Origin of the sequence: Enterococcus sp. DIV2371 (assembly GCF_050498525.1) — a bacterium.
In the GTDB taxonomy this organism is placed as follows: Bacteria; Bacillota; Bacilli; order Lactobacillales; family Enterococcaceae; genus Enterococcus_B; species Enterococcus_B mangumiae.
This window is the reverse complement of the sequence record NZ_JBIPAJ010000001.1, coordinates 2056241-2068163: the sequence shown is the minus strand read 5'-3', so window position 1 is coordinate 2068163 and position 11923 is coordinate 2056241. Positions and strand designations below refer to the sequence as shown.

Here is an 11923-nt window from a genome sequence, read left to right as displayed (position 1 = left end):
GAGAGGGACGCTTATTCTATTTATCGCTACTCACCTTAATTGATTTTAGGGATGGTGACAATAAAGGTAGAGCCGACACCAGGGTGACTCTCGATTTCAACTGTTCCATGAAGCAAGTTGACGTATTCTTTCACGATCGATAGCCCAAGTCCAGTACCACCGGAATGTCGACTGCGTGCTTTGTCCACACGATAAAAACGCTCAAAGATCCTTTCTTGATCCTCACGATCGATACCAATCCCAAAATCTTGTACAGAGAAAATCAGTTGCTCGTGACTTTCGTAGCGAATAATGATCTCACTTTCTTCTTTTGAATATTGGATCGCATTTTCAAATAAGTTTTTGATGATCGGATAAAGCAAATCAGGATGTGTCGTAAAGGCATTGTTTTCGCCAAGCAATTTGATCGTCAATTGTTTTTTACGGATCATCGGTTGATAGCTTTGGATCACTTGTTGGAAATAAGGCTCCATATAGATCGTTTGTGTTTCATGTAAACTATCTTCATCTTTTGATAACTGGATGATTTCTCGAATCAGTTTATCCAGACGAATCGCATCTTTTTGCATGATCAATAAGAATTCTGTCAGTGTTTCAGGATCTTCTTTTGCCCCGTCCAATAGAGTCTCAGTAAAACCGATCAGAGAAGTGACAGGTGTTTTTAATTCGTGAGAAACATTGCCGACAAAATCTTTTTGCATTTTTTCTAAATGTCTGACTTTGGTCAGATCGTAAGCAACGCCTAAAATCTGACCAGTTTCTTCTGAACTATTGAAATAACGCAAGCTGATATCAAGGGTTTGCGTACCGTCTGCAATCGTAACTTCTTGGTGGACGATCGGTTCAGCCGGAGACACTTGGTGGATCAACTGGATCAATTTTGGTTCACGGATCACTTCTGTGTAATGTTGATTTTCTTGATAATCTTTCACACCTAAATGAACTTGCATTTTAGGATTGAGTAGCCGTAGTGTTGCGTTGGAATCGATAAGAAAAACACCGATCATCAATTCATTCAATAAGCTGTACAGTTGCTCTTCTGTTGTTGTATAGGCACGATACATTTTAGTCATTTGTTCACTCAAGCCATTGATCGTCTGGTATAATTCTTCCCACTGATCAGAAGTTTGCATAATGATCTCTGTCTGTTCTGGATTTTTGACCATCTTTTTCAAAACAGGGATCACCGTTTTGAGCGGTTGGTTCCTTTGATAGATCAGATAATAGATCATAAAGGTCAATAAAAGGAAGAATACTAAGAAGAAGCCAAATACCCAGCGACGAAAACTTTCTGTTCGAGGGAGAAAGCCGCTCGTAGGTTCCGCAATGCGAATGATCGCTACAAGTTTGCCATTGACTTTTAGTGGCAAGGCAACATAAAGCAATTCTTCATTCAATGTATCACTTCTACGCAAAGAAGTACCAAGTGTGCTTCCTTCTAAAACCGCTTTGATTTCTGGTCGTGTATTCCGTTGCTCATTCAAACCACGATCTTCTGTATCAAAGATGATTTTTCCAGTTTGATCGATCAATGTTACCCGCTCGTTGGATTGATGGACGAATTCTTCCAATACTGTTTTATTACTAGCGGAAGTAGGGTCATCAACGTCTAATTGACGTGCTAAGAGCTGGGCCTTTTTTGTCAAATAACTTTCTTGCTGTTCAATGATCTGTTGTTGGAAATAATGGGAGATGATCTGCCATCCACCAATAAATAAGCCAAGCAATAGGAGGAGAAAGAATAAGCGCTCGGAGAATTTTTTCCATTGTCTTTTCATCGTTTTGGTTCCTGGAATTTATAACCAAAGCCCCGAACAGTCAGTAAATATTTTGGATGCTTCGGATCACGCTCGATTTTTTCTCGTAAATGGCTGACATGGACATCCACGATCCGGCTTTGTCCAGAGAAATCAAAATTCCAAATACGATCTAATAATGTATCTCGATCGATCACTCGATCTTTGCGTTTCATGAAATAAACGAGCAGTTCAAATTCTTTTGGCGTCAGTTCGATCGGCTGATCCTCGATCGTGACTTGATAGTTCGTCAAATCAGCTCTGATCTGTCCAATCGATAAATATTCTGGTTCAGCTTCATCCGGTTGTGTTTTTCGTGGTTCGATCCTACGAAAGATTGCTTTCATCCGTGCAAGGACTTCTCGTGGACTGAAAGGTTTTGTCAAATAATCATCTGCGCCGATCTCAAGTCCAATGATTCGATCGACTTGGTCATCTTTAGCGGTCAGGATCAATATCGGTGTTTCATTTTTTTCTTGACGGAGTTTTTGAGTGATCGCGATTCCGTCGATCGAAGGGAGCATCACATCTAAAATAATGAAATCATATGAATGTTCCAGGGCAAGATCAAGACCTTCTTGACCATCAGCGGCACTGGTTACTTTATAACCTTCTTTTTCAAGATTGAAAGTCAGTAATGTTACAATTGAGGGTTCGTCATCGACAACTAATACTTTTTTCATAATTTCTCCTTTTGATAAATTTCATCTCTTTTATTTTAGCACAGAATCAGGGTCAAGGACTATTTAACCAGCTAAATAAATGGTATAATATAAAAGCAATTTGCTCAGTTAAAGGAGAAAACGTACGATGATCGGAATCAGTGCTTGTTTAGGTGGTGTTTTGTGTCGTTATGATGGTCGAGATAAAGCAATCCCAGCATTAAAAAAACTCGTGGCAGAAGGTCAAGCGATCATGATCTGTCCCGAAGTAGCAGGGGGCTTGCCCATTCCAAGAGAACCAGCAGAAATCGTTGGCGGTGATGGATTTGATGTTTGGCATCAGCGGGCAAAAGTTTTGACGGTCTCTGGCGAAGATGTCACCGAAGTGTATAAAAATGGGGCAATCAAAGCCTATCAACGACTCAAGGAAAAACAGATCTCAACGTTGATCCTAAAAGCAAATAGTCCTTCTTGCGGTTCGACAAGCATTTATGACGGCACTTTTTCTGGAACGTTGAAAGAAGGCACTGGCGTAGCCACCGCCTATTTTCTCCAACAAAAAATCAGTGTCTGCTCAGAAGAAGAGTGGATGGATCAACGAGGTGAGTTGAATGGAAATTGAAAAAACCAATCGGATGAATGCTCTTTTTGAATTTTATTCGACACTGTTGACTGAAAAACAGATGAACTATATGGAATTATATTATGCAGATGATTTTTCACTGGGAGAAATAGCTGAAGAATATGAAGTCAGTCGTCAAGCAGTCTATGATAATATCAAACGTACGAGCAAGATCTTGGAGAATTACGAAAAAAAACTCCATCTTTTTTCTGATTATGTCGTTCGTGAACAGTTGTTGACGGAATTGACGAACTATATCAATGAACAGTATCCTGAAGACCAAACGCTTCAAGGATATATCAAAAAGATCCAAGAAATCGAAGAATAACAAAAAGGAATGAAAAAAATATGGCATTTGAAAGCTTAACTGAACGCCTGCAACAGGCGATGTCAAAGTTACGAAAAAAAGGAAAAGTCTCTGAAGCTGACGTCAAGGAAATGATGCGCGAGATCCGTCTTGCGTTATTAGAAGCCGATGTCAACTTACAAGTCGTCAAAGATTTTACAAAACGTGTGCGGGAACGCGCTGTCGGTGCAGAAGTACTCGATAGTCTTTCACCTGCGCAACAAATCGTAAAAATCGTTGACGAAGAATTAACGATCACTTTAGGATCAGAAACCGTTGAACTAAATAAATCACCTAAGATCCCGACAGTCATCATGATGGCCGGTTTACAAGGGGCAGGTAAAACTACATTTACTGGTAAGTTAGCGAACTATTTGAAGAAAAACGAAAATGCTCGCCCTTTATTGATTGCCGGTGACGTGTATCGTCCTGCTGCGATCGACCAATTGAAAGTTTTAGGACAACAATTAGATGTTCCTGTGTTTGATATGGGTACGGATGTTAGTCCAGTAGAAATCGTTCGCCAAGGGATGGAACTCGCAAAAGAAAAGAAAAATGATTACGTCTTGATCGATACAGCCGGACGTTTACACATCGATGAAACATTGATGGATGAATTGAAACAAATCAAAGACTTGACGCAGCCAAACGAAATCTTACTCGTCGTCGATGCGATGACCGGGCAAGATGCGGTCAATGTTGCGGATAGCTTCAATCAACAGTTAGGAATCACTGGGGTCGTCATCACAAAATTAGATGGGGATACTCGTGGGGGTGCTGCGCTGTCGATCCGTTCCGTTACTGGTGCGCCAATCAAATTCATCGGTTCTGGTGAGAAGTTGACTGACCTAGAAGTCTTCCATCCAGATCGAATGGCTAGTCGTATCCTTGGTATGGGGGATATGTTGACGCTGATCGAAAAAGCGCAACAAGACTATGATGAGAAAAAAGCAGAAGAGCTTGCGCAAAAAATGCGCGAGAACTCATTTGATTTCAATGACTTCATCGAACAGTTAGATCAAGTGATGGGCATGGGACCAATCGAAGACCTGCTAAAAATGATTCCCGGAATGAATCAAATGCCAGGGATCGAAAACATCAAGGTCGATCCAAAAGATGTGGAACGTAAAAAAGCAATGGTTTATTCAATGACCCCTGCTGAACGTGAAAATCCAGATCTATTGAATCCAAGCCGTCGCCGCAGGATCGCTGCTGGTTCAGGAAACAGCGTCGTTGAAGTCAATCGCATGATCAAGCAGTTCAAAGAATCCCGTAAGATGATGCAACAAATGTCTAAAGGGGACATGAACATTCCTGGCATGGACCAAATGTTTGGCACAGGTGTCAAAGGGAAGCTAGGAAAAATGGCGATGAATCGCATGATGAAGAAAAACAAAAAGAAAAAGAAGAAAAAGAAATAATCGGTGACCACGTAGAAAAAAGCTTCGAAGACGTATCTAGTTTTGTCTTCGGAGTTTTTTTATCCACTGTTTTAAGATGTTAAAGAGAGAGGGAGATGAAATCGATGAAACGATGTCCATGGAGTGAATCAACTGAAAACATGCGCACCTACCATGATACAGTTTGGGGCGTACCTGAATACGATGACCAAAGACTATACCGCAAATTGATGCTCGATATCAACCAAGCAGGACTTAGCTGGCAAACGATTTTGAATAAATGTGATGCGTTTGATGAAGCCTATGATCAGTTTGACCTTGAAAAAGTTGCCAAATACGATGACAACAAGATCGAAGAATTGCTGGATAATAAAGGCATCATTCGTAATCGTCGGAAAATCGAAGCCGCGATCACTAACGCACAAGCAGTACTTGCAATGCAAGCAACCGGACAAAGTTTTTCTGATTATCTCTGGTCTTTTGTGGATGGTGAAGTTGTCACCGGTAATTACAAAGACCAAAGTGAAGTGCCAACCACTAGCGAACTTTCTGATCGTATCGCCAAAGACCTGAAAAAACGGGGATTCAAATTTATTGGCAGTACGACTATCTATGCCTTTTTAGAAGCAGTAGGGATCATCAACGATCATTTAGTGACTTGTTTCCGTCACGGAGAAGTCAAACCTTAAAGGAGGAGCATGTATGTCTAAAGTCATTTTTTATGGTGCAATCAGTCTGGATGGCTATTTAGCCACAAGCAACGATGACTTGCAGTGGCTCTTTGATACGCCAACAGGAGAGAAAACGACCTATGATGCATTCTACCAAACGATCGATACGACGATCATGGGCAGAAAAACCTATGAAGAAGCAAAAAAATATTTAGATACAGCCAAGATCTATCCAGAAAAAAATAATTATGTATTTTCGACAGATATAGAATTACAGTTAGAGGATGCGACAGTCGTTCATGAAGATCCTGTTCGTTTTATCAAAGAATTGCAGGAATCTAGCGAACAAAGGATCTGGCTAGTTGGTGGAGGAAGTCTACTTAAACCGATCATTGAGCATCAACTGATCGATGAATGGTACATTCAAATTGCTCCTGTATTACTTGGGAAAGGGATTCGTCTTTTTCAAGAAGGAGACTATGTACAGCGGTATCAATTGGTGGACACGAAACGCTTTGGTGAGTTTATCGAACTGCATTATCGGAAAAAATAGCCGTTGTTTACAAAGAAAAACCACGAAACTAAAAGCTGTTTCGTGGTTTTTTTGTAAACATAGGTAATATCAAGCGTTCAATTTTTCAGCGAAATCAAGATACGCATCTAAAATCGTTTGGAAGAAATCAACAGTTCCTTGGATAATGTTGCCATCTTCATCAAGTAAGTTAGTGATATTTCCGATATACGCTTCTGGTTGTTGTAATGTTGGAACATTTAAAAAGACCAATGATTGACGCAAATGATGATTTGCCCCAAAACCACCGACGCCACCAGGAGAAGCAGTAACTACTAACCCAGGTTTTTTATCCCAAACGCTTTGACCATAAGGACGTGAACCAACATCCAATGCGTTTTTCAATACAGCTGGTACGGAACGATTATACTCAGGAGTCACAAATATCACGCCGTCTAAATCTTTGACCTCTTCACGGAAACGTGTCCATTCGGCAGGTGTTTGCTCAGGTGTTTCAATGTCTTCGTTATAAAAAGGAAGGTCATCGATTTTTATAAATACAGGCTCGTATCCTTCCGGTAATAAGTCCGCAAAAGTTTCTGCAACTTTCTTATTGTATGAATCTTTTCTTAAACTTCCGATGAAAAAACCAATTTTCTTTGTCATAAAACAATTCCTCCTTCAAACTTTCTATATTTATCTTACTAAAAATAAGTAAACCGAGCAAATAAAAAGACTTAGGTTATTTATTGTGAGAGATTAAGTAAGAAAATAGTTAAGAAATCGGCTATTTGGAAGGATAAGGAAAGCAATCTCAATCATCTCTCTATCACTATAGAAGTAATTGAAAAACTCGCTATCTAAATCAAGGAACAATAAAAGTTGAAAAAAATCAGACTGTAAAGAAAAAAAGCTTTACAGGGTAAAAAAAAACTGGTACACTACATCTTGTGAATAAAACAATGGAGGTGGAAATATATAATGGCAGTTAAAATCCGTTTAAAACGTATGGGTTCTAAAAAGAGTCCTTTTTACCGTATCGTCGTAGCTGATTCACGTTCTCCTCGTGATGGACGTTTCATCGAAACTGTAGGTACTTACAATCCTTTGAAAGACCCTGCAGAAGTAGTTTTAAAAGAAGATTTAGTACTTGACTGGTTATCAAAAGGTGCACAACCTTCAGATACAGTACGTAACATCCTTTCAAAAGAAGGCGTTATGAAAAAACATCATGAAGCTAAATTCTCAAAGAAATAAGGTGACCGGATATGAAAGATTTAAGCGAATTAGTCTTAACAATCGTTCGTCCGTTAGTTACTTATCCTGATCAGGTCCAGTTAGAAGTCGTTGAGTCGCAAGATTTTTACGAATATAATCTAACGGTGGCTCCCGAAGATATCGGTCGTATCATCGGTAAACAAGGGCGAGTTGCAAAAGCAATCCGCACGATCGTTTACGGAGTACGGATCAACGCACCGAAAAAAGTGCGTTTGAATATCATCGACAATAAGGAATAAACTGTTTCGTTTTTGCGAAACAGTTTTTTTTATATTCCTTAGAGGTCTTATTTGGCAAAAATAGGTACAAAGCGTATCCTTAATAGTAAGAGAGGAGTGTGTTTCTAATGAAAAAAATAGGTTTGGTCAGTTTGTTTGCAGTCGCTTTACTAGGTGCTTGTCAAGCACCAAGAGAAACGACCCAAGAAACAACAAATGAAAGTGTTCGTACGACAGAAACAAGTACTTCAAAGGAAGAAGCAAGTACTTCAAATGAAGAAATGAGTTCATCTTCCACAAGTAGTAATGAGACAACTGCTTCGTCAGCTGAAACGAGTACAAGTACACAAGAAAATTCGACTCAAACTGCCTTCGAGCAATTAAAAAAAGAACATCCTGGTACACCAATGCCGCAGGATATCCCAACTGCATCAGCTCATTTGAACATTGCAGCAACCATGACAAAACAAGGTTTTTCTGTTTTATACTATCAATCAGAGCAAGCACTACCGTTGAATGACGCATCATTGAATCAAGCAGAACCAATCGCCTCTTATCTTTATCAAGATGGCTTCGCGTCTTCCCAAGAAACACTGAATACCATCCAGCCATTTACGATCGATACCGGTGGCAGACAAGTCGATCTCGGCTATAACATCGTCGGCTATCAACAAGGCGCTGCTGGTTCTTCGATTCTTGAATGGCAAGAAGGAAATTGGCGTTTACGCATACGTGCCAGCAATATAGAAGGGCAAGATCCCGTTCCTTTGGCTAAACAGATCGTGACTTACTTAGAATCTGCACGATTACCAGCCCCAGAAAAGGTCGGAACCATTGAAATCAATATGACCGACGGGACGAGTCAAAACACGCGGATCATTTGGCAAAAACCAACCACTGTTTATACGATCACGAACCAAGATTCAATGAATGCACTAAAAATGGCTGTTTCGATGGAACAACAATAAAAGAAGACTAGAATTGCCGAGTGCCGCATGCTAAAATAAACAGGAAACTGTAGATGCACTCTGGAACTGAAAGCAAGAGAAGAACGAATGAGCAGAGTGACAAGAATCATGAAAGAAATGAGGACAAAAGTTGACTGAATATCTAAATGTTGGCAAGATTGTAAATACTCAAGGAATCAAAGGCGAAGTCCGTGTCATCTCAACCACAGATTTTCCTGAAGAACGCTATAAAAAAGGATCAATCTTGACACTCTTCCAAGAAGGAAAAGCACCCGTAAAATTAACGGTCAAGAGCCATCGAAAACACAAAAACTTTGATTTACTCAGCTTTGAAAATCATCCTTCCATCAATGATGTTGAAAAATACCGCGATGGCATTTTACGTGTCTCAAAGGAAGATTTGGTCGAACTGACAGAAAATGAGTATTATTACCATGAAATCATTGGACTAAAGGTGATCGATGAAAACGAAAAAGAACTAGGAAAAATCAAAGAGATTTTATCGCCTGGTGCAAATGACGTTTGGGTCATCCAACGACCAAAGAAAAAAGACGCACTGATTCCTTATATCGATTCCGTTGTTCAAGAAGTCGATGTTGAAAATGGCTTGGTCCGTGTGACATTATTAGAAGGATTGATCGATGATGAAGATTGACGTATTGACTCTTTTTCCACGAATGTTTGAAGGGCCGATGGGCGAATCGATCATTGGAAAAGCCGTCGCAAAAGAATTGCTAGAAATCAATGTATCAAATTTCCGTGAGTATTCGGATAACAAACATCAAACGGTTGATGATTATCCATATGGTGGTGGGGCAGGCATGTTATTGAAAGTCCAACCGATCTATGACAATATCAAAGCAATCGAGGAAAAACATCCAGAAACAAAAAAACGGGTGATTCTACTTGATCCGGCAGGGAAACCATTCAACCAAAAAATGGCAGAAGAATTTTCTGAAGAAGAACACCTTATCTTTATTTGTGGGCATTACGAAGGCTATGATGAGCGCATCCGCTCACTTGTAACGGATGAAGTATCACTAGGTGATTACGTCCTGACAGGTGGCGAGCTAGGCGCAATGGTCATGATCGATGCTACTGTTCGCCTATTGCCTGATGTGTTAGGGAATCAAACGTCTGCACAAACAGACTCTCATTCTACTGGTTTACTTGAACATCCACAATATACAAGACCAGCAGAATTCAAAGACATGAAAGTGCCAGAAGTATTGACCAACGGCAATCATAAATTGATTGAAGAATGGAAACTAAAAGAATCCTTACGTCGGACATATTTGCGACGCCCTGATATGTTGGAAAAACTCGAAATGACCCCACAAATGGAAAAAATGCTCTCTGAGATCAAAAAAGAAGAAGCTTGATGTGTCACAAAAATCGAAAATTTTCTTTACACTCACTGTGGAATGTGATAGTATTCTATGGTGAGTGTAAAAACACTTAACTATTACGATGTTCCGCTGTGAGAAACTACTCATAAGAATGTTTGGAATAAGGAGAAGAAAACAATGAATCCATTAATCGAAGAATTAACAAAAGAACAACTACGTTCTGACATCCCAGCTTTCCGCCCTGGTGACACTGTACGTGTTCACGCGAAAGTTGTCGAAGGTACTCGTGAACGTATCCAGTTATTTGAAGGTGTTGTAATCAAACGCCGTGGTGCTGGAATCAGCGAAACTTATACAGTACGTAAAGTTTCTAACGGTGTAGGCGTTGAGCGTACATTCCCATTGCACACACCACGTGTTGCGAAAATCGAAGTTGTCCGTTACGGTAAAGTACGTCGTGCAAAATTGTACTACTTACGTGCATTACACGGAAAAGCAGCTCGTATCAAAGAAATCCGTCGTTAATTTCTTATTATCAGACAGAGGAAGAACCCTTGAATTTTCAAGGGTTCTTTTTTTGTCGTTAGAAATCTGTTTACGCCGTGGTACCAGCTATGCTATAGTAAAAGTGAAATCAAATGAAAGAAGGTGAGTATAATGAAAAAAATATCAACCAACCGAAGCTCTTTGTGAACTTGAATTTATCATACTCACCATGGATAGTTGTCTAGTATTGATCGTAAATGCTAACGATAGTGATGGAATGTTGATAACTTTGTGATTCGCAAATGAGCGGGTCATAAAGTTTTTTTTATTTCTAACTATCAAAGGAGTATCAATATGACATCAAACAAACATCATGCTTCACTTACTCGTGGTAGGATTACAGTTAGTTATGGAAGTACCTACCATATTCTGAGTAATGATGAAGAAATTTCAGCAAAATTGTCGGGTTCACTGAGACACCAAGCGGCTTCGCAAAGTGAATTACCGGTTGTTGGTGATTGGGTGAAATTCCAACTATTACCGGATAATAAAGGCATCATTCATTTTGTCGAAGAACGATTCTCTAAATTTTCTAGAAAAACCTCGGGCAACCGTTCCGACGAACAAATCATCGCAACGAATATCGATTGGCTTTTTATTGTGAGTAGTTTAAATAACGATTTTAATCTACGAAGAATCGAACGCTATTTAGTCGCAGGTAAACAAAGTGGCGCTAAACCAGTGATCATTCTTACGAAAGCTGACCTATGTTCGACGATCGATCTATATTTCGTTCCACTGTATGCGTTAACGACAGATATTATTGTTACTAGTTTTGGCGATGATAAAGGTATCCAACAAATCGCAGACTTATTAGCAGACGGGCAAACAGGCGCACTCGTTGGTTCCTCGGGTGTAGGGAAATCAACGCTCATCAATCGATTGGTGCAGAATGAGACCATGCACGTGTCAGCAATCAGAAAAGAAGATGATAGAGGACGCCATACCACGACACATAGAGAATTACTTGCGTTACCAACCGGTGGATTTTTGATCGACACTCCAGGAATGCGAGAATTCCAACCATTCCAAGAAGAGCAGTTAGATAGCCAATTTGAGGATATTGTTCAACTCTCCTTCAATTGTCGATTCAGGAATTGCCGACATGATCAAGAAGCTGACTGCGCAATCAAACAAGCAATCGAGAGTGGCGAACTATCAGAAAATCGCTATATGAACTATTTGAAATTACAAAAAGAGTTGAGCTTTCAAGAAAAGAGAATCCGTGAAAAGGAGAAGCTCCAGAATAAAAGAAAAAAGAAATAAAATAGTCTAACTCTAAAAAAGTAACCACAGCCTAAACGTTCGCTGCGTTGGCTGTGGTTACTTTTTTTTGGAAAATTATGGAACATAAAAAAGCACACAACCTTGTATGATTAAAGTGACGCAATCTAATTAAAAAGAGTATACCTTATGTTTAAAATCATACCATCCAATCAAATAATCTTAGCGCTAGATATGGAACAGTTTATCTCTGACACTAACGTTACTTTTGGCGTCAATGCCTCGGTAAAGAGCTCTTCGGTGAATAAAGTATACCAAGCTTGACATTCAGT

At 39.7% G+C, this 11923-nt stretch carries 15 protein-coding genes; 12 read left to right on the top strand and 3 right to left on the bottom strand.

Annotation, left to right across the window (positions count from 1 at the left end; all coding sequences use genetic code 11):
* Positions 1-35: 35 nt before the first annotated feature.
* Both IGL24_RS09635 and IGL24_RS09630 read right to left on the bottom strand, forming a co-directional pair.
* On the bottom strand, positions 36-1778 hold the full coding sequence (locus IGL24_RS09635) for a sensor histidine kinase (RefSeq protein WP_207699639.1): 1743 nt from the start codon (positions 1776-1778) through the stop codon (positions 36-38).
* Positions 1775-2479 (bottom strand): response regulator transcription factor, encoded by a 705-nt coding sequence (locus IGL24_RS09630; RefSeq protein WP_207115970.1) that lies wholly within the window; start codon positions 2477-2479, stop codon positions 1775-1777. Before IGL24_RS09630 ends, IGL24_RS09635 begins: the two co-directional genes overlap by 4 nt.
* A gap of 127 nt (positions 2480-2606) precedes the next feature.
* On the opposite strand from IGL24_RS09630, the gene IGL24_RS09625 reads away from it, so the two are divergent.
* From IGL24_RS09625 to IGL24_RS09605, 5 genes are all read left to right on the top strand, one after another.
* Entirely contained in the window at positions 2607-3080 is a 474-nt protein-coding gene (locus IGL24_RS09625) for a DUF523 domain-containing protein (RefSeq protein ID WP_207699638.1), read from the top strand.
* A complete protein-coding gene (locus IGL24_RS09620; RefSeq protein ID WP_010735001.1) occupies positions 3070-3408 on the top strand; it encodes a putative DNA-binding protein in 339 nt (112 codons plus the stop codon). The genes IGL24_RS09625 and IGL24_RS09620 overlap by 11 nt, the downstream gene beginning before the upstream one ends.
* Before the next feature lie 20 nt (positions 3409-3428).
* On the top strand, positions 3429-4847 hold the full coding sequence (ffh, locus tag IGL24_RS09615; protein WP_206856202.1) for a signal recognition particle protein: 1419 nt from the start codon (positions 3429-3431) through the stop codon (positions 4845-4847).
* A 104-nt stretch (positions 4848-4951) separates the two neighbouring features.
* A complete protein-coding gene (locus tag IGL24_RS09610) occupies positions 4952-5515 on the top strand; it encodes a DNA-3-methyladenine glycosylase I (RefSeq protein WP_207699637.1) in 564 nt (187 codons plus the stop codon).
* 13 nt (positions 5516-5528) lie between these two features.
* Complete coding sequence (locus tag IGL24_RS09605) at positions 5529-6050, top strand: dihydrofolate reductase family protein (RefSeq protein WP_207699636.1); 522 nt, start codon at positions 5529-5531, stop codon at positions 6048-6050.
* 69 nt (positions 6051-6119) lie between these two features.
* Here the strand turns inward: IGL24_RS09605 and IGL24_RS09600 are convergent, their stop codons facing one another.
* Positions 6120-6674, bottom strand: a complete 555-nt coding sequence (locus IGL24_RS09600) for an NADPH-dependent FMN reductase (RefSeq protein WP_207115966.1) — start codon at positions 6672-6674, stop codon at positions 6120-6122.
* 315 nt (positions 6675-6989) lie between these two features.
* Between IGL24_RS09600 and rpsP the strand changes: the two genes are divergently transcribed.
* From rpsP to rsgA, 7 genes are all read left to right on the top strand, one after another.
* Positions 6990-7265, top strand: coding sequence for a 30S ribosomal protein S16 (gene rpsP / locus IGL24_RS09595; RefSeq protein ID WP_010735006.1), 276 nt, complete (start codon positions 6990-6992; stop codon positions 7263-7265).
* 11 nt (positions 7266-7276) lie between these two features.
* A complete protein-coding gene (locus IGL24_RS09590; protein ID WP_206856194.1) occupies positions 7277-7525 on the top strand; it encodes a KH domain-containing protein in 249 nt (82 codons plus the stop codon).
* Between the two features lie 107 nt (positions 7526-7632).
* Positions 7633-8472: a hypothetical protein gene (locus IGL24_RS09585; protein ID WP_207699635.1), complete on the top strand. Its 840-nt coding sequence runs from the start codon at positions 7633-7635 to the stop codon at positions 8470-8472.
* A 130-nt stretch (positions 8473-8602) separates the two neighbouring features.
* Positions 8603-9127: a ribosome maturation factor RimM gene (gene rimM, locus IGL24_RS09580; RefSeq protein ID WP_207699634.1), complete on the top strand. Its 525-nt coding sequence runs from the start codon at positions 8603-8605 to the stop codon at positions 9125-9127.
* Complete coding sequence (trmD, locus tag IGL24_RS09575) at positions 9117-9854, top strand: tRNA (guanosine(37)-N1)-methyltransferase TrmD (RefSeq protein ID WP_207699644.1); 738 nt, start codon at positions 9117-9119, stop codon at positions 9852-9854. Before rimM ends, trmD begins: the two co-directional genes overlap by 11 nt.
* A gap of 144 nt (positions 9855-9998) precedes the next feature.
* Positions 9999-10346 carry a 50S ribosomal protein L19 gene (gene rplS / locus IGL24_RS09570; RefSeq protein ID WP_002286913.1) on the top strand — a complete coding sequence of 116 codons (348 nt, stop codon included), beginning with the start codon at positions 9999-10001 and terminating at the stop codon, positions 10344-10346.
* 315 nt (positions 10347-10661) lie between these two features.
* The gene (gene rsgA, locus IGL24_RS09565) at positions 10662-11633 is read left to right on the top strand and encodes a ribosome small subunit-dependent GTPase A (RefSeq protein ID WP_207115964.1); all 972 of its coding nucleotides are present in this window, start codon (positions 10662-10664) and stop codon (positions 11631-11633) included.
* The last annotated feature ends 290 nt before the right edge of the window (positions 11634-11923 follow it).

Excerpts from the sequence above, each read along its gene's own strand:
- IGL24_RS09590 (WP_206856194.1), top strand. The coding sequence starts at position 7,277 with ATGAAAGATTTAAGCGAATTAGTCTTAACAATCGTTCGTCCGTTAGTT.
- ffh (WP_206856202.1), top strand. The coding sequence starts at position 3,429 with ATGGCATTTGAAAGCTTAACTGAACGCCTGCAACAGGCGATGTCAAAG.
- rsgA (WP_207115964.1), top strand. The coding sequence starts at position 10,662 with ATGACATCAAACAAACATCATGCTTCACTTACTCGTGGTAGGATTACA.
- IGL24_RS09585 (WP_207699635.1), top strand. The coding sequence starts at position 7,633 with ATGAAAAAAATAGGTTTGGTCAGTTTGTTTGCAGTCGCTTTACTAGGT.
- IGL24_RS09635 (WP_207699639.1), bottom strand. The coding sequence starts at position 1,778 with ATGAAAAGACAATGGAAAAAATTCTCCGAGCGCTTATTCTTTCTCCTC.
- IGL24_RS09630 (WP_207115970.1), bottom strand. The coding sequence starts at position 2,479 with ATGAAAAAAGTATTAGTTGTCGATGACGAACCCTCAATTGTAACATTA.
- trmD (WP_207699644.1), top strand. The coding sequence starts at position 9,117 with ATGAAGATTGACGTATTGACTCTTTTTCCACGAATGTTTGAAGGGCCG.
- rplS (WP_002286913.1), top strand. The coding sequence starts at position 9,999 with ATGAATCCATTAATCGAAGAATTAACAAAAGAACAACTACGTTCTGAC.
- IGL24_RS09620 (WP_010735001.1), top strand. The coding sequence starts at position 3,070 with ATGGAAATTGAAAAAACCAATCGGATGAATGCTCTTTTTGAATTTTAT.
- IGL24_RS09625 (WP_207699638.1), top strand. The coding sequence starts at position 2,607 with ATGATCGGAATCAGTGCTTGTTTAGGTGGTGTTTTGTGTCGTTATGAT.
- IGL24_RS09605 (WP_207699636.1), top strand. The coding sequence starts at position 5,529 with ATGTCTAAAGTCATTTTTTATGGTGCAATCAGTCTGGATGGCTATTTA.
- IGL24_RS09610 (WP_207699637.1), top strand. The coding sequence starts at position 4,952 with ATGAAACGATGTCCATGGAGTGAATCAACTGAAAACATGCGCACCTAC.
- IGL24_RS09600 (WP_207115966.1), bottom strand. The coding sequence starts at position 6,674 with ATGACAAAGAAAATTGGTTTTTTCATCGGAAGTTTAAGAAAAGATTCA.
- rpsP (WP_010735006.1), top strand. The coding sequence starts at position 6,990 with ATGGCAGTTAAAATCCGTTTAAAACGTATGGGTTCTAAAAAGAGTCCT.